The organism is Pantoea sp. sgz302252 (assembly GCF_047713085.1).
In the GTDB taxonomy this organism is placed as follows: domain Bacteria; phylum Pseudomonadota; class Gammaproteobacteria; order Enterobacterales; family Enterobacteriaceae; genus Scandinavium.
The window spans coordinates 45,393-67,810 of sequence record NZ_JBLFJW010000029.1 but is presented as its reverse complement, the minus strand read 5'-3'; the positions used below and the strand labels follow the sequence as shown (position 1 = coordinate 67,810).

The window sequence follows — 22,418 nt, the reverse complement described above, 5'->3', positions numbered from 1 at the left end:
TTCCGGCCACCGTACCGATAAAACCCATTGCGCCGGGGATACCCGGTGCGGCCAGCGTCGTCTGTGATACGGTACTCCCCGGAACCAGCGCGGTTGCCGCAAGCGTGTCCGCGCCGCTGAACGGGCCGCTCAGCATCACCGTCACCGGAACCGCCAGCGTGTTATCGAGCCCCAGGTACTGCAGCGGGTACTGGCTTGCCGGATAGGTGGCCGTCAGGTCACGGACACTGGCACTCACGTAGCTCTCGGTATGTCCGGTGTAGCTCCGCCCGGGGTTGCTGGTATCGACCCCGCTCCAGATATAGGCATGGGTGATGGTGTCTCCCACCGACACGGACTGCAGCGACCAGTCGGTGCTGCTGCTGGCCACAATCCCCGACTGCCCGTGTGCCACGGGTTGCGGGTTTCCGGCAAAATTGGGAAGCGGGTAAAAAACCAGCGGGCTGGTCTGCAGGCTCTCAGGATTCATGATGGGCTCTCTGTAATCAGGTTAATGATGAAGGCAGGAGCAGCATAGGCACGGCGGGGCTGTCGCATTGTCCCAAATGCACCCCGGCAGTGGGTGTTTTTTGCCTGAGGAGAGAAATTATCGAAAAAAACAAATGAAAAGTCAGTCACGAAAAGGCTTGCTGAATGTGGTCTGGGAAAGCCGCAATTTCACCCGAGTGGGGATTCAGGGGCTGAGCGTCTGTCCGATATATATAAGCGTTCCCCTATTCCTGTATAACGACGGGAGCGACCAATTGCCCGGTATAGATCACGGGCAAGCGGCGAGACCATTTTGATTTTGAACTCAACGAAATAATTGGCGCTTTCTTACGAGCCGGAGAGAGTAATGTCATGGATAGTGTCCACCACTGTGGGTGTCCACTATCCTGTCTGGAATTTCAGGATCGCCAGACGATGCTGAGACGGCGCTATATATCTACGGCCAGTTTTTTAACCGATCATCATCCAGCTGTCGCTGCACTGAAATTATTACTGCGCAGATGCCTTTGAAGTCTGTTTTACAGACTCAGATCGAGTGTCAATCGTAAATCCTCCTTTTTCATCACGGGTAACCATTGTGCCTTTATCAATATTTCCGTGGGTTACCGTAGCACCACCAGGCATTGTGACCTTTGTAAACCAAGTGCTGGAGCACGCCGACACAGAACATACCAGAACACACGCAAACGCGAGAAATATCATTTTTGCCATGAAATTGACCTTTTTACCGAACCAACAACGGCTGGATATTCAGAATTCATAAGTCGGAAACCATTCCCCTGATGCCATAACATTTGCGTGACGCTGTGCACGCTGAGGCGTCTGTTTTGCCCAGGTGCTATCAAGCATTTGGCTAGCGGCTTCACTCCATTCTTCTTCAACAATGGCTTGAAGCATATTGTGAAACTTAACAAGACCACCAACCCCCATCTGGTAGGCCATTGAAGTGAGAATATCATGCCGTGGCATATTACAGACATGTAGCGCCGCAGTAATCTCGTAACAGGTCTGCATGTTGGAGTGGATAGCATTAATATTATCCCGCAACCAGGCGTTGATCGTGTTATCCGATAACTTGAATGTGTAATGGCTAAGCGGAGCTCCCTGTGGCCCTAATCTGAAACCAACTCCCGTAGTGGGGTAACCAAGGCTATCAAGATACGGGCTGTAACGGATCCCTTCCTCCTGTCGCAACAGGGGGATAATTTCACTTTTGAAATTCATCTTTTTCTCCAGTTCAAGTTTTGAAGTTCTTACTTACTGCTATGGCAGCATAAATGTCAGCCTCCCCGGGCTTTCAAGCCGGTAGTAACCCTTATGATGTCAGGCTAATTTCTCATCATTGACTTATTTTCCTCCTGAATTTGAGCGAAAAAAACTTGCTGACGGGTCTTAATAGAGAGTAAGTATCCCGATAAACCGGGTATCCACGTTTCTCACGCAGGATAAAATATCAGCTGGCGATGATCAGGGCGGTCTGCCTGGTGGTGGTGAGCGATCGCTGGATTCCGCTTGAATCAGCACATGAAGAGGATGTTGAGGAAAAACGGGTCAGGGAAGGCCAGGTATCCAGCATACTTCTCACCGACGGTTTCGCCGAAAACGAATACCATCCTGATTTCATTCGGATGGATATCCATGGAGAGTGCTGTTCCAGGGAAGTCTGGGGCAGGGATAACGAAGAATATCAGGCGCATAAAATTATCAAGATTAACTATTTGTGATGTTCAAAATATTCAATTCTTAATCCCTGAATGCGGTTTAGATTTAAGGGCGAGGGCGATTATATCGATCTTGCGTATCATTATCTTTGCTGGAGAAAGATCTCTTGTCTCAATTGAGACAGAAATAACATTGGAACTTGCTGTCTCCTGGATTTATCCTAAACCCTGTTTATTGTCGACCTTTATGTAAGTATTTCACCAATGTATATGGTGAAATACACTATCAATAGTGTCGATATAATTAAGTAATTAGGATGTTTAAATTAATATTAAATTTATTATGTACAATCTCACTTCACTTAGCAAGAATAATTTCTTAAATAAAGTAATGTCTGAAAAGATTAAAGTCGCTAAAGATAAAAATTAGAGGGGAGCTTACCGCTATCGTTACTTGTTTGCACTCGTCATGTCATAATCCAGAATGAGGATGATGAGACTCTCAAAAATATTTCAGTTGTTACAACTAATTAGTTCTCAAGGCCTGCTATAGGCGATATCTTGTTTATAACCAATAAATTACGCGTGTAATGATGCTCGTGTTGTTTTAGATGTGGTGACCATTTCAATGAAAAAGAAATATACCAACAAATCTTGTTGCCGGCATGGCATTATTAATGTCATTACGTGGTTGCAAATATTTATCCAGATCATTTTTCCCATAATTACTTTTGTTCCTGCGGTCGTAAGGGCCAATGAAAACTCAACATCTAATGTGTCAGACTCGCCATTTTCTTCAGACCATCTGAACACGGATAAAACCGCAACACCACTGCCTTACGAAAGTACGATGAGCGGTGTTGCCGGCTCGCTTTCCTCTTCAGGAGCTGAAGGGATAAAAGAGATGGCGGTCAATGCGACGACAGGTTATGCCTCTGATGCTGTTCAGAAATGGTTAGCGGGATATGGAACGGCTCGCGTTCAACTTAATGTTGATCAGAATGGCAATTGGGATAATAGTTCTTTCGATTTTCTGGCCCCACTATATGATGGAAAAAAAGCCTTGCTTTTCACTCAACTAGGCGTACGAGCGCCTGACGGTCGCACGACGAGCAATATCGGAATGGGCGTTCGTACCTTTTATAATCCCAAATGGATGTATGGTGCGAACGTCTTCTTTGACGATGATATTGCCGGGGGAAATAAGCGAATTGGTTTAGGCGCAGAAGCCTGGACGGATAATCTTAAACTGTCTGCTAACGTTTATCTGGGCACTACCGAGTGGCATTCGTCAGATGATTTTGACGACTATAATGAAAAACCAGCAGATGGTTACGATATTCGAGCCGAAGCATATCTTCCTGAGTTACCGCAACTGGGCGCAAAATTGATGTACGAACAGTACTATGGCGACAAGGTTGCGTTATTCGATAAAGATCATCTTCAGTCAAATCCTTCGGCAGTGACTTTAGGCCTTAACTATACGCCATTTCCGTTAATCACTGCCTCCATGGATTATAAACGGGGGCAGGATTCGATGGATGAAACGCAGTTCGGCATTAACTTCCGCTATACATTAGGACAGAAGTTTGAAGATCAAATTTCTCCTGCGCAAGTGGTTAATCTTCGTAGCCTGGCGGGGGCTCGTTATGACCTTGTTGAGCGTAATAATGAGATTGTTTTGCAGTATCAGAAAAAGAAAACCAGCAACGTATTATCCAATATGGCGCTGATCCTGACTAAAGATAACAGCCCTGCGGATGGCGTAACAGCAAACTCGGCAACGATTACCGCAACGACTCAAGACGGTTCTCCAGCACGTAACGCAGTCATTAGTTGGACTAGCACTGGCCAGGCTAATTTGAGTAATACAAGTAGCGTAACGGATGACAATGGTCATTCGACCATTACGATTACAGATAAATCAGCCGAACAAGTGGTTATCCAGGCCACATCTTCTGGGATAAGCCGCAACACAACCACAACCTTTGCCAAATCTATATCGGCAATGGACCTTAAAATTACCAAGGATAAAAGTGTTGCGGATGGTAAAAGCGATAATAGTGGCACCGTGCTAATTAAAGATGCTAATGGGCAGCCGATGCCAAACATGCCTGTGTCCTGGCAAGTGAGTAACAAGGCATTTATTGGCGAAAACGATAGCCTTACTAATGAGAAGGGTGAAGCGAATGTTAACTTTTCAAGCAGTATCGCGGGTTCTGTCACTGTTACTGCCAGCTCTTCAGGAAAATCAGCCTCAGCCAATTCGAGTTTTGTTTCTCAAGCCGCTACGAGCATTGATGTTACGGCTAAAGTGAATAATGCACCAGCTGATGGAAAAGCTGCGGATACTTTTCAGGCGATAGTCGAAGATGGCAACGGTCAACCAGTGCCTTCTGCTGTAGTGAACTGGAGCATTAGCGGCAGTACTACGGCAAAAATGACCAGTCCGTCCAGCGTTCAAACGAATGCACAGGGTATTGCGATGGTGACGGTAGCAGATAGCGCAGCGGAGCAAGTCACGATCACCGCAACCAGTAGTGGTTTATCCGATACTGACACAGCATCCTTCTCGATTGTTTCGGTGAATAATCTTGCTGTCAGTATGACGACCAATAATTCCCCAGCTGATAATTTGACAACCAATAAGGCACAGGCCCGGATAACTGACGCGAATGGTCAACCTGTTAAGGGTATTCCTGTCACCTGGAGTCTCTCAGGTAGTACAACCGCTAACCTGACGAGCGACCCATCGGGAAATACCGATGACAATGGTATTGTCACGGTATCTCTTAAAGATTCTGTAGCGGAAAGTGTTACGCTAACGGCATCAGGCGCAGGCCTGTCCTCACCAGTCACGGCTGTATTTACGCCGGTTTCAGTGAGTAATATCGTGGTGAGTATGGTGACAAATAACTCGCCAGCAGATAATGCCACGATTAACGAGGCACAGGCAGTTGTTACTGATAGTAATGGTCAACCATTACAGGGGGTGACTGTCACCTGGAGTCTCTCTGGTAGCACTACAGCGATTCTGACCACGGCGACCACGGCGACCACTGATAATTCCGGGATAGCCAAAGTCTCTCTGAAAGATTCTGTCTCAGAGCCTGTCACGGTGACGGCGACATCGGGTACTAAAACAAGTTCTACTACGGCAACTTTCACGACTGTCGTGGCGAAGAATATCGTTGTGAAAATAACTAAAGACAATAGTGTAGCGAACAACACGGATCTCAATACTGCTCAGGCTACTGTGACTGATAGCGGGGGGAAACCTATTGCGAATATGGCTGTAAACTGGAGTTTGTCCGGAATTTCCTCTGCAGAAATTGCATCAGAAGCTATTAGTTACACTGATCAAGAAGGTAAAACGTCGGTGAGCGTTAAGGATGCTGTGGCTGAGTCTGTTACGGTCATGGCAAATGCTGACCAGATTGAGAATTCTGCTGTGATGAACTTTACGAGTGTCCCTGTCGGTACTCTCGTCGTTACAGTAGAACGAAACAATGCATTTGCAGATGGCGTTGATACTAATCAAACAAAGGTTATTGTACGCGATAGTTCGGGGCAGCCGATTTCCGGAGAGAGTGTGACATGGAGTCTCAGCGGTTCAACAACAGCACATGCTTCTTCACCGTTGGACGTCAGTACAAACTCGCAAGGTGAAGCACTGCTAAGCGTGACCGATTTGGTGGCTGAAAGTAATGTTGTCATTACCGCCACTGCCAATGGCAAAAGTGCTCAGGCAACCATTTCCTTTATTCCGCAAATTGCTGCGGTAACTGTGACAGTACAAACCAATAATGCAGCGGCGGATAACGCCTCTGAGAATATCCTTCAGGCAACACTGACGGATGCTAAAGGGCAGGTTGTGCCTAATGCGAGTGTGACCTGGAGTATAGCAAGCGGATCCTCAGCAACAGCTACAAGCCCACTGACGGTCACGACGGATGGTAACGGGATCGCAATCCTGAAATTAGTCGACTCAGCCGTAGAGACTGTAACAGCGACAGCGCACGCTGAAGCGAAGGAAGATACAGGCTCAGTTGTCTTTACCGCTGCCGCCGTGGGAACGGTAAATGTCAGTATGCTAACCAATAACGTGTCAGGGAATGGTACCGCTGTAGATGTTGCACAGGCGGTAGTTTTGGACGCAAATAATCAGCCTATAAAAAATGTACCTGTTACTTGGGTGATTACCGGTAGCACTACCGCGGAAGCCGTCTCATCCTTAACTATCTCAACGGATGACAACGGCAAGGCTAATCTAAGCCTTACTGATACAGTAGGAGAAGGGGTGACTGTAACAGCCAATGTCGGAGGTAAAAGCGGACAAACGACGGCCACATTTGTGTCGGCGGCGTTTGGACCCGTGACAGTTGACACAGAGCATACTAAAACCGGCAATCCAAGTATCAATGTTTCGTTGGTTCAAAATGGATTAGATGTTACGGTTTACTCTTATCCTGGAATGGCGGCTGGAGATCAGTTGACGGTTAACTTTAAAGTAACAGGTCAGGCGGCTAGTACTTCCACTATTCCAATGACAGACCATACTTTCCCTGTTCACACCGTGACATCTCAGGAAGTCGGGAAATCTGTAATCTTTACCGTACCAAGTGGGGAGGTTCTGGGCCTGCAACCAGAAACGTCTGGTAGCCTGGAGGGTACCGCTACAGCTACTGCCGTAAATCCAACAACATTACAGCAATCGACCGGAACGGTGAGTTACAATTTAGATACCTTGCAATAATTTCTTTTATTGAGATATGAACTTTGACGCCAGGCTGTTTATCTCCTGGCGTCATTGATTATTATTAATCTCACCATTTTTTGTAAGTTAATTGTGCCGTGGAAAAATACCCTCTAAGAGGGCGGTACTATTGGATAATTCAACTATAATGAACCCATCTCTCCTTGAGCTGAAGAATCAGTATGAAAAAAAATAGCCCATTACATGCTTATGACTTTTCGAAAAAAACGTATCCTTTTTCATCTGTTGCTTTGCTGCATGAGAAGCTTATCCCCTACAGTTCCCCATTCATTTTGCCAGCAGATCACACCTATTTACTAAGTCAAAATGAAAATGAGTCAGCAATAATTTTGATGACGGATGGCATCTACTCGTTATGCCATGCGGAAAGCGATCTGTATGTCGCGACAGGTTTTTCTCCTGGGGTAATAGGTTTCATTGATGGCTATGGCTTGTACTACAATGTCGAGCGTCGTCCTCAGCATTATATTTTTGCGGAAACTGAATGTGTGGGGTATCTAGTACCAATAAATATTTTTTTGAAATGTGCAGACCAATTTAACCTATGGCATGATATATCGCGGATTTTGGCTCATCGCTTAATGGTTATGAGTGCACGAGAAGGTGAAATAGTGGGAGTAAATTCATACACAACCGTACGCGCACTGCTCAGTGAACTATGGATATATCCTGAAAATTATCGAACACAAATAAGTGTTGAAAAGTTTATTCAACGCAGGAGCGGACTATCTCGTGCGCAAATTATGAGAGTGCTGTCCGATCTAAGAAAAGGAGGGTATTTAAAGATCGTGATGGGAAAATTGATTGATTTGGGGAAATTACCGCATTCCTATTAGATGGATTTTGAAGGTTAATATCATTCGCTGAGATACACTTTGTATAAGTAATAAATATAACAAAACATTAACGTCAACTGCTTCAAGTGGTCTGTGTATATCAACGTCATGCCAGGGCGCTTTGGCAAAGCGTTGGTTGTAATCGACCATAAACTCTTCAAGGGAGCAAGGAATGGCGAGCGCGGGAACTGTGTAATCACCCGTAGGGTGATCAAACAATGCATTGAACTCCTCAATCGTTAAAGCATACCTGATTACCTCTGGTGTATCTGACGGGCGCTCTACCCAGATTCCATCTTCTTTTCGTGTTAGGTTTGGTGCCGCCAATCTTTGCATTCGTGTGATGTAATTTGAAAAATTGACATCAAATCGGTCATTCTCAGGTTCATCGTTGATTTTTTCTTACGCCTCATTCTCGTTGTCATAAAATGAACGGAAAAAGAACCTGCTGTGGTGGTCCGACGTTCCCGGACTGAGATAGACTTACTTCATCGGATGTTCATCTTCTTGACCTGTGACGGCCCTCTTACGCAATGAAAAAAAACATGAAATCGGCCTCACCCTCAAATGTGCTGCGCTATCTGTGGGGATCGGCGGCGGCGACGATTGTGTTGACCTCTATTCTCTCCTGGTGGCTGCTTTCTGACTCGTGGAATGCATGGCACACAGCGCGTAACGACGTGATTCAGTTTGATAATTTCTACCTTGTGCTGCAGGTGTCGAACAATCTTGCCAGCGAACGAGCGTATGCGAACGAATTGGTGTTGAGCCCTGCGTCAGGTAAGGCAGAGGCCTGGCGAAAACTGGAAGCCAGCCGCCTGCTGACCAATCGTGATTTAAAAAAGATCCCCGCGAATATGCTCTCGCTGGCGCTGCTGACGGCCACGATTGATCAACTAGAACGATCGCGACAGCACATTGATTTGTATCGCGAACGAGTGTTGCACGATCCGATTGAAGCGCAGCGCGCGATCAATGCGATGGTGACGGCGACGGATTTTTATCACGAAGCGTTATTTCGCCACACCTCAGAATTCCTGATGCTGGAACCTTCGGCACTCGGCCCAATTTTGCGCGCTCAGGCATTAGGCGAACTGCGCGATGCCACCGGAAGGCTGGGCTCTCAGTTACTTATTCCTCTGGCGACACAAACGCCCATTCCTTTGCATAACACCGAAGCGATTAGCCGCGGCATGGAACGCATTAGTGTGCTGTGGTGGCTGCTGCGTACGCAGGGTGATGAAGCCGGTTACTTACCAGGCTTTACCCAATTGCTGGGCAATACCCGCCAGCAGTTTGAGCTGCATGGAATTTCCCTCATTAAGACGCTGCAAACCGAAAGTGAGAAGGGCGAGGTTTACAGTGTCGATGCCGATAGCTTTGCTGTGCGTTATCACGACAGTCTGAATACGTTTGATGAGCTGCTCAATACCTATCTGACCGGTGTTAAAAAACATTACATCGAGTCTGAGAAGCAAGCGGCGGTTCACCTGCTGCTGGTCATTATCATCCTGATAGCGCTCTGCCTGCTGACGACCGGGCTGATTTACTACGTGCGTTCCCGTGTGCTGCAACCCATTCTCAGACTAAATCAGATAGCGACCGGGATAATCGCAGGCGATCATCAGGATACCCTGATGGATGACAGCACGGCAGAGGAAGTCCAGGAGCTCTTTTCTTCGCTTGGCACCCTTGGCAACCAGCTGCGAGAGCAAACTCGCCTGAGTAAGAAACTCAAACGTCAGTCGGAAGAAGATCCCCTGACGTACCTGTCGAACCGCCGGGCGTTTGATGTGATGGCGGGCAACCTGTTACAGCAGGCCAACCGTGACTTTCCGGCCTGGCTTATCATGATGGATGTCGATCATTTTAAAGCGATCAACGACACCTGGGGCCATCCAACGGGCGATAAGGTCCTGGTTCAGTTGGCGACAACGCTGAAAAAATTCAGTCGTCCAGGGGATGTGATTGGGCGTCTTGGCGGCGAAGAGTTTGCGGTGATGTTCCGCACGCCTGATTCTGAGGATGTGACGGGGTATACCACTCGTATTCAGAACGAAATTCGCCGATTGCGCTTTGAAGGGCCGAAAGGGGAGCCCTTTACGATCACCGCCAGTTTTGGCGTGGCTTCCGGGTGGAAACGTGAATTGAGTGAAGTCCTTGCTGAAGCCGATGCGGCGCTGTATCAAGCCAAAAACAGCGGCCGGGATCGTATTTGCGGGTTGCCAGAAAGAGCATAAAAAATTCCCTCCGAAGAGTAACACCGTTAGTTTAAGACCGAGATATCCGGGGCGACCACCGGGTTTGACGTCCCTCCGGGAACCAAATCCCGGAGTTTCCCCTGATTCATTGGCTTAAGTGAACGGCATTACTCCATAAGGAAGGCGTTCAGTACAATTAAAAGCGGCATTTCACGCCGGACATGGCAGAAGTATCACTGTAGCTGTTGTGCAGCAGTGCCGCCCCAGTGATTAAGGGATGGCGTACGCCCAGCTTTAGCTGGGGGGGCGTTACGCGAACCGTCAATGGAGACGGTTTCACGTTCATTCTCACCCATCCAGACGGCTTGCTAATTAGTGATTAATAAAGTGATAGCGCTTAAACCCGGCGGATTATCTTTTCAGTTCACGAATGAGCCAGGAGAGTGCACAGCATGCGAGGGAAATATTCGCATGAATTATGTGTTGCAGGAAATTTACCTATTTGTGGTGTGGATTTAGCGCAAACTGAGACGAAAGGGTGATTTTTAGCAGGACGATCAGGCTTTTGCCTGACGGAAGAACGGGCCGGGCAGGGACATGCTGAAAGGAGAGATAAACAGGAGGACACAATGGCCTGGCGACCTTTTCTATTTCTGATTACCACGCAATATCCGCAGCTTTCGCATCGCCGTGGACGACTCACGTTGGTCCGATAACGTACTTTTGCGCGGGAATTCACGAAGCTTTTCCGATTTTTTTCTAAAAACAGATCGGTATTAGCCAGACGTTTTAATTCCTTTATCAAATTGATGCTGCCGGAAATACTGCGCCCATGACAACAAGGGGAGCAGACACCATGGCACGCACATCGCACTTATCTTTCCTGGCCACATTGGCCTTTATCACTTTTCAGGCGCAGGCGGTGAACGTCACCGTGGCGTATCAAACCTCCGCTGAACCGGCCAAAGTGGCACAGGCTGACAACACCTTCGCAAAAGAGAGTGGGGCGACGGTCGACTGGCGCAAGTTCGACAGCGGCGCGAGCGTGGTTCGTGCGCTGGCCTCCGGCGATGTGCAGATTGGCAACATCGGTTCCAGTCCGCTGGCGGTTGCGGCAAGCCAACAGGTTCCTATTGAAGTATTTTTGCTGGCCTCACAGCTCGGAAACTCCGAAGCGCTGGTGGTGAAGAAGAGCATCAGCAAGCCTGAGGATTTGCCAGGTAAACGCATCGCGGTGCCGTTTATTTCAACGACCCATTACAGCCTGTTGGCCGCACTGAAACACTGGGGTATCAAGCCCGGTCAGGTACAGATTGTGAACCTGCAGCCACCGGCCATCATCGCCGCCTGGCAGCGAGGAGATATTGATGGGGCGTATGTTTGGGCACCCGCCGTGAATGAGCTGGAAAAAGACGGCACGGTGTTGACGGACTCTTCCAAAGTCGGGCAGTGGGGAGCGCCAACCCTGGATGTTTGGGTGGTGCGCAAAGATTTTGCCCAGCAACATCCTGATATCGTTAAAGCTTTTGCCCGCAGCGCCATTGAGGCTCAACGTCCCTATATCGACAATCCTGACAGCTGGCTGACAAAATCAGAAAATCTGCAAAAACTGTCGAAACTGAGCGGGGTGCCGGAAGCTGACGTCCCGGGGCTGGTGAAAGGGAATACCTATCTGACGGCAGCACAACAGTCTGAACAGCTCAATGGCCCGGTCAATAAAGCGATTGTTGACACGGCTCAGTTCCTGAAGGAACAAGGCAAAGTGCCTGCGGTTGCGGCTGATTACAGTCAGTACGTGACTGACAAATTTGTGAAGTAGGGGAGATAAGCATGCTGCAAATCTCTCATCTGAGCGTCGATTACGGTGGCAAGCCCGTTCTGGACGACATCTCGTTAAGCGTTGACCGAAGAGAGCTGTTAGTGGTTCTCGGACCTTCGGGGAGCGGAAAAACCACACTGCTGAACCTGGTCGCCGGATTTATGCCTTACGAATCCGGCAGCATTACGCTGAACAATCAGCCCGTGCGCGGGCCGGGCGCTGAGCGTGGCGTGGTGTTCCAGAATGAAGGGCTGCTGCCCTGGCGTAACGTCCAGGACAATGTGGCTTTTGGGCTGCAGCTCGCGGGGATGAATAAGGAAGCCCGTAACGAAATAGCTCGTCAGATGCTGAAAAAAGTGGGGCTTGAAGGCGCAGAGAAGCGCTTCATCTGGCAACTCTCCGGTGGGCAACGTCAGCGTGTGGGCATTGCCCGCGCACTGGCGGCTGATCCCCAACTTCTGTTACTGGATGAGCCCTTCGGTGCACTGGATGCTTTTACTCGCGAACAGATGCAAACGCTGTTGCTGCGTTTGTGGCACGAAACGGGTAAGCAGGTTCTGCTGATCACTCATGACATAGAAGAAGCGATTTTCATGGCGACGGATCTGGTCTTGGTTTCCTCAGGGCCGGGTCGGGTCACTGAACGCCTGTCGCTCGATTTTGCGCACCGTTTTGTGGCGGGTGAATCTTGCCGCAGCATTAAATCCGATCCGCAGTTTATCGCCCAGCGTGAATATGTGCTGAGCCGCGTGTTTGAACACCGGGAGGCCTTCTCATGAGCATTCTCGTCACCGATAAACCGCGTCGTCAACGGACAAACTGGCGCTGGCCGCTTTCTCGTCAACTGACCCTGAGCATCGCGACGCTCGTTGTGCTTCTGGCTGTGTGGTGGCTGGTTACCGCGCTGCATCTGATTGCTCCGCTGTTCTTACCCCCGCCAGCTTTGGTTTTACACAAGTTAATCACTATAGCCGGGCCAGAAGGTTTTATGGATGCCACGCTGTGGCAGCATCTGGCAGCCAGTTTGACACGTATTCTGATCGCTTTGCTGGCGGCAGTTATCATCGGCATCCCGGTGGGGATTGCGATGGGGCTTAGCCCGACAGTGCGAGGGATACTCGATCCGTTGATTGAACTCTACCGCCCGATCCCGCCGCTGGCTTATTTGCCGCTGATGGTTATCTGGTTTGGCATCGGCGAAACGTCGAAGATCCTGCTTATCTATCTGGCGATTTTTGCCCCTGTGGCGATGTCGGCGCTGGCTGGCGTGAAAAGTGCACAACAGGTGCGACTGCGGGCAGCGCAATCGCTGGGCGCTTCCAAAGCACAGATTTTATGGTTTGTTATTTTGCCCGGCGCACTGCCGGAGATCCTGACCGGGTTGCGTATCGGGCTGGGTGTAGGTTGGTCAACGCTGGTGGCGGCTGAACTGATCGCTGCTACCCGCGGTTTAGGGTTTATGGTGCAGTCCGCGGGAGAATTCCTGGCCACCGACGTCGTGTTGGCCGGGATCGCGGTGATTGCCATTATCGCTTTCGTTTTAGAGCTGGGTTTGCGCGCATTGCAGTGCCGCCTGACGCCGTGGCATGGAGAAAGAGCATGAGTGAACGTCTGAGTATTACCCCGCTGGGGCCGTTTATTGGGGCGCAGGTTTCCGGGCTGGACGTGAGTCGGCCGCTCAGCGATAACCAATTTGAGCAGCTGTATCATGCGGTGCTACGCCATCAGGTTGTTTTCCTTCGTGAACAAGATATTACGCCTCAACAACAGCGCGGGCTGGCTTTGCGTTTTGGCGATTTGCATATCCATCCGGTTTATCCGCACGCTGAGGGTGTGGAGGAAATTATCGTGCTGGATACGCATAACGATAATCCGCCAGACAACGATAACTGGCATACCGACGTGACCTTCATTGAGACGCCTCCGGCCGGGGCAATTCTGGCGGCGAAACAGCTGCCGGAAACGGGCGGTGATACGCTCTGGACCAGCGGTGTTGCGGCCTGGGAAGCGCTCTCTGCGCCACTTAAAGCTCTGCTGAGTGGGCTGAAGGCTGAACATGATTTCCGAAAATCCTTCCCGGAATATAAGCACCGTCATTCTGAGGAAGAGCACCAGCGCTGGCTGGATGCCGTCGCAAAACACCCGCCATTGTTGCATCCAGTGATCCGCACGCATCCGGTAACGGGCAAGCAAGCGCTGTTTGTGAATGAAGGGTTTACGACCCGAATCGTGGATGTCACCGATAAAGAGAGCGAAGCGCTGCTCGGTTTTCTGTTCGCTCACGTGACCAAACCTGAGTTCCAGGTGCGCTGGCGGTGGCAGCAGGGTGATATCGCCATTTGGGATAACCGGGTGACGCAGCATTATGCCAATGCAGATTATTTGCCACAGCGGCGAGTCATGCACCGGGCAACCATCTTAGGCGATAAGCCTTTTTATCGGGCGGGATAAGAAAAAAGGAGACGCCCGGCAGCAAAAGCCGCCGGGCGTTAAGATCAACGCAGAATTTTCTTCTCTGCAAGATCCAGCGCGAAGTAGCTGAAAATCAAATCAGCGCCCGCACGCTTGATAGCACCCAGACTTTCAAGAACGACTTTCTCTTCGTCTATAGCACCCGCCTGAGCGGCGAATTTGATCATCGCGTACTCGCCGCTCACCTGATAGGCACCAATCGGCAGCTCGGTACGTTCACGAATATCCCGCAGAATATCCAGATACGCTCCCGCCGGTTTTACCATCAGGCAATCTGCGCCTTGAGCCTCATCAAGTAACGACTCACGAATCGCTTCGCGGCGGTTCAAGGGGTTCATTTGATACGTCTTACGGTCGCCTTTCAGCGCGGTGCCTGCGGCTTCACGGAAGGGGCCGTAGAAGGAAGAGGCGAATTTGGTGGAGTAAGACATAATTGCGGTGTCAGTGAATCCGGCGGCATCCAGTGCCTGGCGAATGGCCTGAACCTGACCGTCCATTGCCGCAGAAGGGGCGATAAAATCAGCCCCAGCTGCCGCTGCAACCACAGCTTGTTTGCCCAGATTTAGCAGGGTTGCATCATTATCTACGCCGTGATCGCACAGCACGCCACAATGACCATGAGAGGTGTACTCGCAGAAACAGGTGTCTGACATCACAATCATTTCAGGCACGGTTTGCTTACAGATGCGGGACATGCGTGCCACCAGGCCATCTTCCTTCCAGGCATCGCTGCCGGTGGCATCCGTGTGATGCGAAATACCGAAGGTCATCACCGAACGAATGCCCGCATTGGCGATGCGCTCAATCTCGCGGGCAAGGTGTTTTTCAGGAATGCGCATGACGCCAGGCATGGCTTCAATGGCTTTGAAGTCGTCAATGTCTTCTTCAACGAAGACAGGCAACACCAGGTCGTTGAGGGTCAGTGATGTCTCTTCAAACATAGCGCGCAACGCAGCGGATTTGCGCAGACGGCGAGGGCGAGTGATCAAATCGGTCATGATAAGCCTGAGAGTAAGGGAACATCCGATAAGTTTACCTGAATTATGGATGAAGTGTTTCACTATAGTGGTGGTTATGTTTAGGACTTTTCACTGTAACCTTAATTATTATTTTATCAAATGTTTTTATTCGATTTGATAACGAAACGGCCGTTTTATTTAAGAATATTTCCCACTTTGCATTTGTTGTCTGAATTATTAATGTGGTGGCGGTTAATATATAATTTAAACAGTGATGTGGGTCACTCATTCTGATTTTGTCTTTCCAGCTGCATGGATTGTCCGCATTCAAACTTTTAAAAGAGATTAATTGAACTAATGTACAGCGGACACGCATAATTCCGTGGCAAATTAATTTTGCCTTGATGGATCAACATAATTACGTCCCTGAGGAGGGATGACGAATGCACTCGTGGAAAAATAAACTAGTCGTATCACAATTGGCCGTAGCCTGCGCATTAGCAATCGCTTCTCAGGCAAATGCAGGCACGGATGTCTCTAACAACACCTATGAAACCTTTGTTCATTACAACGATGCAACCTATGCAGATGGCGTTTACTATCAGGGTTATGCAGGTTGGAACAACTACGGCACGGACAGTGCTTATAACGGCGATATTTATCCTGTTATTAATAACGCCACCGTTAACGGCGTTATCTCCACTTATTACCTCGATGACGGGTTGTCTACCAATACCAACACTAACTCGCTGAGTATCAAAAATAGTACGATTCACGGTATGATTACCTCCCAATGTATGACGGAAGAGTGTACTAACCGTGATACCACCGGGTATATCTACGATCGTCTGACTTTAGATGTCGATAACTCAACCATTGACGATAATTACGAACATTATACTTACAACGGTACCAACAGCGATAAAACTGCGGATACTCATGTTGTCGATGTTTATAATCTCGGCACCGCTATCACGCTGGATCAGGAAGTTGACCTGACCATCCAGAATAATTCACACGTTGCGGGAATTACGCTGACTCAGGGTTATCAATGGCCAGATACTGACGATAAAACCGTCAGCACGGGTGTCGACAGTTCTGAAGTCTTTAATAACACCATCGTGGTGAAAGATTCTGTTGTGACGTCTGGCTCCTGGAGTGACGAAGGCACCAGCGGCTGGTTTGGTCGTACTGACAATGCCAGCGACTATGCGAATGACGTAAATGCCGGTATGGAAGATGTCGCATTGGCTGTTATTGCGAATCCATCCGCAGATAACGCGATGCAGACCACGGCAACCTTCAGCAACTCTACGCTGACTGGTGACGTGCTGTTCTCCAGCAACTTCGATCAAAACTTCTTCCCTAACGGTGCGGATTCCTATCGCGATACTGATTCCAACCCAGACACCAATGGTTGGGATGGTACCGATCGTCTGGATCTGACACTGGACAACGGTAGCAAGTGGGTCGGTGCTGCAATGTCTGTCCATCAGGTTGATAGTGATGGTGATGGCGTTCTCGATGGCTACGCAGCAGGCACTGATGCAACAGCAACGCTGTATGACATTGAAGCCAACAGCCTGTGGCCGAGCTCAACTTACGGTGTTGATAATACCGATACCGCCTATAACGAAGCGGGCCATGTTGTCGGCAACGAAGTTTACCAGAGCGGTCTGTTTAACGTGACCCTGGATCATGGTTCAGAGTGGGATACGCGTAAATCTTCGCTGATCGATACCCTGACGGTGAACAACGGTTCTCAGGTTAACGTTGAAAATTCAACGCTGATTTCTGACAGCATCACCCTGAACAACGCATCCGACATGAACATCGGTGACCAGGGTTATGTGGCGGCAGACAGCGTGAGCCTGAACAGTGGCTCAACCCTGACCCTGACCGAAGAACTGGGTGAGCTGTATGCCAATACTATCAACGTAGACGGCAATGCACAGCTGAACCTGGGCTTGGGCCAGGTGGATACCGCAGATCTGAAACTCACCAATGGCGGTACTTTCAATATCGCCAGCCGTGATTATGTGCTGAACGGTGATATGACCAACGGCCACACCAACGATGAGTCTCAATCTAACTACGGTTATGGTGTTGTTGCAGCTAACTCCGATGGTCACCTGGCCGTGAACGGTGATGTTGCGGGTAACTACAAAGTTCGCATTGATAATGCGACCGGTGCGGGTTCTGTTGCTGATTACAACAACAACGAAATTATCCGTATTTACAACAATCAGGCGGATACTGTTGCCACCTTCTCAGCAGCAAACAAAGCTGACCTGGGTGCTTACACCTATCAGGCTAAGCAAGTGGGTGACACCGTTGTGCTGGAACAGCGTGAGCTGACCGACTATGCCAACATGGCGCTGAGCATTCCTTCTGCAAACACCAATATCTGGAACCTGCAACAGGATACGCTGGCTAACCGTCTGACCAACGCACGTCACGGTCTGGTCGACGACGGCGGTGTGTGGGTGAACTACTTCGGTGGTAACTTTGATGGCGATAACGGCGTGATCCATTATGATCAAGACGTTAGCGGCATCATGGTCGGTCTGGATACTCAGATTGACGGTAACTACGCGAAGTGGATCGTCGGCGGGGCAGCAGGCTTTGCGAAAGGTGATATCAGCGACCGTTCTGGTCAGGTTGATCAAGATAGCCAGTCTGCCTACGTCTACACCTCTGCTCGTTGGGCGAACGATGTCTTCCTCGACGGTAACCTGAGCTACAGCCGCTTCAGCAATGACCTCTCAGCAACCATGAGCAACGGTCAGTATGTTGATGGCGACACCACTAACGACGCCTGGGGCTTCAACCTGAAACTGGGTTATGACTGGAAATACAACGTAGCGGGTTACGTCACCCCTTACGCGGCAATTTCTGGCCTGTTCCAGTCTGGTGATGACTACCGTCTCAGCAATGAAATGCGTGTAGACAGCCAGTCTTACGACAGCATGCGTTATGAGTTGGGTATGGACACAGGTTATACCTTCACTTACAGCGAAGATCAGGCGCTGACCCCGTACTTCAAACTCGCTTACGTCTATGATGACGCGGGTAACGATGCTCACGTGAACGGCGATAACATCGATAACGGTGTTAAAGGTTCCGCAGTTCGCGTAGGTGCCGGTGCAGAGTTCAACTTCACTAAGAAGTTCAGCGCATACACTGATGCCAGCTATCTGGGGGGCGGCGACGTCGACCAGAACTGGGGCGCTAACGTAGGTGTGAAATACACCTGGTAATAGCCCACTGAATAAAAGCAGGGAATACGTTCCCTGCTTTTTTTTAAGTAAGGAACTGACACAGGAAGTGACGTCGTATGTTTGCCGTAAAACCCTTGTCCGCATTTGCTGTTCTTGATAAGGTTTTTTCACCTATCGCAGCTCCAATTACACTTTCAGTTTCTGAGAAACTCATCCTGAACACGGAATCACCTAAGGTGACGATCGTTCGTCAGGGGATCATTAAAATTGATCGTACTCAGGAAGAACTTCTGGTTTCTATTTCTCCCGCTCCCACCATCATTGATTTGCCCGGTGTGCACCTGACGGGTCATGAGATTTATCAGATAACCGCGCTAACGCCCTGCGAGGTTTATCAGTTGGATATGGCGGAATGCCAGGCTTTATTGGATAAACACCAGCTATGGCGTGAAGCCTTCGAGTGGGTGAGTTGGCTGTATCGGGTACTGGAACAACGAGATGTGCACTTGATCGGTAAGAGCTCATACAGCCAGATCAGAGCCACGCTGCAACATATGTCGCGCTGGGACCCAGCGCTACGAGCCAAAATTGGCGTAATGAATTATATCCAACAGCGCACGCACATTTCGCGTTCTGTTATTGCTGAGGTATTGGCGGCATTACGGGCAGGAAAATACATCGAAATGGATAAGGGCAAACTCATCACCGTACACCGTTTGCCCCTGGAGTATTAAAATCAGGACTCAGGAATCACCAGTGGTTTGTTACCGCTAAGTTCCGTCACCAGCCCGTTGATCCCATCACTCATGTTGACGAAACGCGTGAGAGGAGAGCGAGTCACCACGACAAATGCGCCGATGTTATGCTGCGGGATCATCGCCATATAGGTAATGAACCCGCCACCCCCACCGGTTTTTTGAATAATGCCGGGGTGACCATTTTTCGGTGCCATATAAACCCATCCCAGACCCAGTGCGTCTGCCTTTCCAGGCACATCCATACCAATGACTTTGGTTAACTGACTACGTTGATAAATCAACGTTTGCATTCTGTCGGCCTGCTGATTGCGCGTATAAAAATCAGAGGAAAGGAACTGTTGCATCCAGCGCATCATGTCGCCCGGGGTGGAATAGACGCCACCGCTGCCAATGGCTGCCAGCGTATTATCGCAAGGGCTGGCACCTTTTTCCGCGACCATCAGACGCTGACACTGATCGGGTGACGGCGTAAAGGTGGTGTCTTTCATGCCTAACGGGCGGGTTATCTGCTCTTCAAACAGCTGAGGGTAAGGTTTACCTGCCGCTTTACTCAACGCATCGGCCAATAAATCAAACGCCAGATTTGAATACGCGGCCTGTGATCCTGGTGTGGTTTTCAGCGTGGCGGTGCTGAGCCAGCTCCAGCGCTGATTATAGGTCGGCCAGACAAACACCGGACGGTGTGCCGCACCGCCTGGCTGCTCACGCGGCAGGCTGCTGGTATGTGTGGCAAGGTTCACCAGCGTAATCGGCGTACCCTGATACGTAGGGACTTTGGCACCCGGCGGCGCATACTTGCTCAGCGGATCGTTGAGTTGAACGACACCCTGATCGAGCATTTTCACCAGCATCTCGCTGGTCATCAGCTTGCTTAAGGATGCAATACGAATCACCGAATCCAGTTGCGGATGCACGTTGCTGCCAGGGCGGGTTTCGCCGAAGCTGCGAAAGACGCGTTGATTGCCATCAATGACAACAAGAGCCATGCCCGTCGCACCACTGCCGTAGTAAATGTGGTTGGCGTAACGGTCAACGATATCTGAGGCAAAAACCGGATCCGGAGAAGTTTGAGCGGCCTGAGCCACTGGCAGCGAAGCAGCACACAGCGCTGCAATAAAAAGCAGACTACGTTTCAAGGAAGGCATCCGTGAAGTGAAAGGGAAGGTTAATGCTTATTAAAACGATAATACGGCCGCTTGCAAAGCGCCTTGAGTCCCGTTTTGCGTAAGAAAAACGTAACGACGGGTAAACAGGACGATTTTTCTGCACGCCTTTACGCGCTTTTGTGAACTCGCGCGTATGATACTCTCAACCTTCACAGTCAGTTACGGAGCAAATGATGTCAGAGAAACGTGTTGTCATGGTGATTGATATGCAAAATGGTGTCTTCGCGACACCTCGCCGCCAACGGCAGGAATGTGTCGCAAAAATCAACCGTTTAATTGGCGCAGCCGACAGTGTCATCTTCATTCAGCACAGTGAAGACGGTGGGCTGGAGGAGGGGAGTGAGGGCTTCGCTTTGTTGTCAGAACTTGAGCAGCCAGCCGATGCGCTTTATGTCACCAAAACGGCCTGTGATGCGTTCTATCAAACCCAGCTTGAGCGAGTTCTGGCTGAGAAGAGTATCAGTAAATTTGTCATTTGCGGCTGTGCGACAGATTACTGCGTGGACACCACGCTGAAAATTGGCGCAAGTAAGGGCTACGGCATTACGGTTGCAGAGGATGCTCATACCACCGCTAACCGCCCGGCGGCCCAGGCCGAAACGCTGATTGCGCATTACAACGAAGTCTGGCGCACATTAACTGTACCGGGTAATCCGGTGAGTGTGAAACCCGTCGAAACAATTGTTGCGCAATGGCAAACGAACTAAGCGTTTTCCCGTAGGTCAGAGGGTAAGTCCAGGTACAGCACCACCTTTTGTCGCGGTGAATGCCGCACATTTTTTTTGTGGTACACAGCAACCTCAAAACGATAAGAATTCAGCAGGAGAGCAGTTATGTTTAAGTCTTTTTTCCCAAAGCCGGGGCCTTTTTTCCTCTCGGCTGCCCTTTGGGCACTGATCGCGGTGATCTTCTGGCAGGTGGGGGGGAATGCCTGGCTACAACACGCCATTGGAGCTTCCGCCACGGTTCCTGTAAGCGCCGCCCGCTTCTGGTCGCTGAACTTCTTTGCCTTTTATGTCTACTATCTGTTTTGCGTGGCTCTCTTTGCCGCGTTCTGGTTTGTGTACTCCCCGCATCGCTGGCAGTACTGGTCAATTCTGGGCACCTCGCTGATTATTTTCGTCACTTGGTTTAGTGTGGAAGTCAGCGTTGCGATCAACGCCTGGTATGTGCCTTTCTGGGATCTAATTCAGAGCGCCCTGAGCAAACCTGGCAGCGTGTCCATTGCTCAGCTCTATTCTGAAACCAGTATTTTTCTGACGATTGCGCTGATTGCGGTGGTGGTTGGGGTGCTGAATCTCTTCTTCGTCAGCCACTATGTTTTCCGGTGGCGTGCGGCCATGAACGAATATTATATGGATAACTGGCAGCGCCTGCGTCATATCGAAGGTGCCGCCCAGCGTGTGCAGGAAGACACCATGCGTTTTTCCTCCACCCTTGAGAACATGGGCGTCAGTCTGATCAATTCCGTGATGACGCTGATTGCGTTTTTGCCGGTTCTTATTGCGGTATCCCCCAAAATCCAGGCGTTGCCGATCATTGGTCATATTCCTTATGGTCTGGTGATTGCCGCGATAGTCTGGTCGCTTATGGGCACAGGGATGCTGGCGGTTGTAGGGATCAAACTGCCAGGTCTTAACTTTAAAAATCAGCGAGTGGAAGCAGCCTACCGTAAAGAACTGGTGTATGGCGAAGACGATCCAAATCGGGCCGCGCCACCGACGGTGCGTGAGTTGTTCAGTGCCGTGCGTCGCAACTACTTCCGTCTGTATTTTCACTACATGTATTTCAACATTGCCCGTATTTTGTACCTGCAGGCTGATACGGTGTTCGGGCTCTTCCTGTTGTTTCCGTCCATTGCGGCAGGAGCCATCACTTTGGGGATCATGAACCAAATCCTCGGCGCTTTCGGGCAGGTGAGCAATTCATTCCAATATTTGATAAATTCCTGGACGACGCTGGTCGAACTGATGTCCATCTACAAGCGTCTGCGCAGCTTCGAGCGCGAACTGGATAACCTTCCGGAACAGGAAGTGACGCAAACTTTTAGCTAACACAG

17 protein-coding genes and 1 pseudogene are annotated in these 22,418 nt (G+C 49.8%); 12 read left to right on the top strand and 6 right to left on the bottom strand.

Annotated elements, in window-relative coordinates:
* Positions 1 to 469: pseudogene (locus tag ACLW56_RS19470) on the bottom strand (hypothetical protein); the annotation flags it as partial.
* 770 nt (positions 470 to 1,239) lie between these two features.
* Complete coding sequence (locus ACLW56_RS19465; protein ID WP_330985365.1) at positions 1,240 to 1,713, bottom strand: glycoside hydrolase family protein; 474 nt, start codon at positions 1,711 to 1,713, stop codon at positions 1,240 to 1,242.
* Positions 1,714 to 1,952: 239 nt separating this feature from the next.
* Here ACLW56_RS19465 and ACLW56_RS19460 point away from each other — a divergent pair, with 239 nt between their 5' ends.
* From ACLW56_RS19460 to ACLW56_RS19450, 3 genes are all read left to right on the top strand, one after another.
* Complete coding sequence (locus ACLW56_RS19460; RefSeq protein WP_330985364.1) at positions 1,953 to 2,213, top strand: DUF1173 family protein; 261 nt, start codon at positions 1,953 to 1,955, stop codon at positions 2,211 to 2,213.
* 565 nt (positions 2,214 to 2,778) lie between these two features.
* Positions 2,779 to 6,906, top strand: a complete 4,128-nt coding sequence (locus tag ACLW56_RS19455; RefSeq protein ID WP_330985363.1) for an Ig-like domain-containing protein — start codon at positions 2,779 to 2,781, stop codon at positions 6,904 to 6,906.
* A gap of 182 nt (positions 6,907 to 7,088) precedes the next feature.
* Entirely contained in the window at positions 7,089 to 7,763 is a 675-nt protein-coding gene (locus ACLW56_RS19450; RefSeq protein ID WP_330985362.1) for a helix-turn-helix domain-containing protein, read from the top strand.
* Here ACLW56_RS19450 and ACLW56_RS19445 read toward each other — a convergent pair.
* Complete coding sequence (locus tag ACLW56_RS19445) at positions 7,746 to 8,099, bottom strand: hypothetical protein (RefSeq protein WP_330985361.1); 354 nt, start codon at positions 8,097 to 8,099, stop codon at positions 7,746 to 7,748. The two genes, ACLW56_RS19450 and ACLW56_RS19445, sit on opposite strands and share 18 nt — an antisense overlap.
* Before the next feature lie 209 nt (positions 8,100 to 8,308).
* Here ACLW56_RS19445 and ACLW56_RS19440 point away from each other — a divergent pair, with 209 nt between their 5' ends.
* Positions 8,309 to 10,003, top strand: a complete 1,695-nt coding sequence (locus ACLW56_RS19440) for a GGDEF domain-containing protein (protein ID WP_330985360.1) — start codon at positions 8,309 to 8,311, stop codon at positions 10,001 to 10,003.
* A 157-nt stretch (positions 10,004 to 10,160) separates the two neighbouring features.
* On the opposite strand, the gene ACLW56_RS19435 is transcribed toward ACLW56_RS19440, so the two are convergent.
* Positions 10,161 to 10,310, bottom strand: coding sequence for a hypothetical protein (locus ACLW56_RS19435; RefSeq protein WP_330985359.1), 150 nt, complete (start codon positions 10,308 to 10,310; stop codon positions 10,161 to 10,163).
* 510 nt (positions 10,311 to 10,820) lie between these two features.
* On the opposite strand from ACLW56_RS19435, the gene tauA reads away from it, so the two are divergent.
* Genes tauA through tauD form a run of 4 tightly spaced genes read left to right on the top strand, consistent with a single transcriptional unit; the run spans position 10,821 to position 14,234 of the window.
* Entirely contained in the window at positions 10,821 to 11,783 is a 963-nt protein-coding gene (tauA, locus tag ACLW56_RS19430) for a taurine ABC transporter substrate-binding protein (protein WP_330985358.1), read from the top strand.
* A gap of 11 nt (positions 11,784 to 11,794) precedes the next feature.
* Positions 11,795 to 12,562 (top strand): taurine ABC transporter ATP-binding subunit, encoded by a 768-nt coding sequence (gene tauB / locus ACLW56_RS19425; protein ID WP_330985357.1) that lies wholly within the window; start codon positions 11,795 to 11,797, stop codon positions 12,560 to 12,562.
* Entirely contained in the window at positions 12,559 to 13,386 is an 828-nt protein-coding gene (gene tauC, locus ACLW56_RS19420) for a taurine ABC transporter permease TauC (RefSeq protein WP_330985356.1), read from the top strand. The genes tauB and tauC overlap by 4 nt, the downstream gene beginning before the upstream one ends.
* Complete coding sequence (gene tauD, locus ACLW56_RS19415; RefSeq protein ID WP_330985355.1) at positions 13,383 to 14,234, top strand: taurine dioxygenase; 852 nt, start codon at positions 13,383 to 13,385, stop codon at positions 14,232 to 14,234. The genes tauC and tauD overlap by 4 nt, the downstream gene beginning before the upstream one ends.
* Before the next feature lie 44 nt (positions 14,235 to 14,278).
* Here the strand turns inward: tauD and hemB are convergent, their stop codons facing one another.
* Entirely contained in the window at positions 14,279 to 15,253 is a 975-nt protein-coding gene (gene hemB, locus ACLW56_RS19410) for a porphobilinogen synthase (RefSeq protein WP_330985354.1), read from the bottom strand.
* A gap of 404 nt (positions 15,254 to 15,657) precedes the next feature.
* On the opposite strand from hemB, the gene ACLW56_RS19405 reads away from it, so the two are divergent.
* Both ACLW56_RS19405 and ACLW56_RS19400 read left to right on the top strand, forming a co-directional pair.
* On the top strand, positions 15,658 to 18,474 hold the full coding sequence (locus tag ACLW56_RS19405) for an autotransporter outer membrane beta-barrel domain-containing protein (RefSeq protein ID WP_330985353.1): 2,817 nt from the start codon (positions 15,658 to 15,660) through the stop codon (positions 18,472 to 18,474).
* A 77-nt stretch (positions 18,475 to 18,551) separates the two neighbouring features.
* Positions 18,552 to 19,169 (top strand): helix-turn-helix domain-containing protein, encoded by a 618-nt coding sequence (locus tag ACLW56_RS19400; RefSeq protein WP_330985352.1) that lies wholly within the window; start codon positions 18,552 to 18,554, stop codon positions 19,167 to 19,169.
* A 2-nt stretch (positions 19,170 to 19,171) separates the two neighbouring features.
* On the opposite strand, the gene ampH is transcribed toward ACLW56_RS19400, so the two are convergent.
* Positions 19,172 to 20,329: a D-alanyl-D-alanine-carboxypeptidase/endopeptidase AmpH gene (gene ampH / locus ACLW56_RS19395; protein ID WP_330985351.1), complete on the bottom strand. Its 1,158-nt coding sequence runs from the start codon at positions 20,327 to 20,329 to the stop codon at positions 19,172 to 19,174.
* A 203-nt stretch (positions 20,330 to 20,532) separates the two neighbouring features.
* Here ampH and ACLW56_RS19390 point away from each other — a divergent pair, with 203 nt between their 5' ends.
* Both ACLW56_RS19390 and sbmA read left to right on the top strand, forming a co-directional pair.
* A complete protein-coding gene (locus ACLW56_RS19390) occupies positions 20,533 to 21,066 on the top strand; it encodes an isochorismatase family protein (protein ID WP_330985350.1) in 534 nt (177 codons plus the stop codon).
* 126 nt (positions 21,067 to 21,192) lie between these two features.
* Positions 21,193 to 22,413 (top strand): peptide antibiotic transporter SbmA, encoded by a 1,221-nt coding sequence (gene sbmA, locus ACLW56_RS19385; RefSeq protein WP_330985349.1) that lies wholly within the window; start codon positions 21,193 to 21,195, stop codon positions 22,411 to 22,413.
* Positions 22,414 to 22,418: the final 5 nt, after the last annotated feature.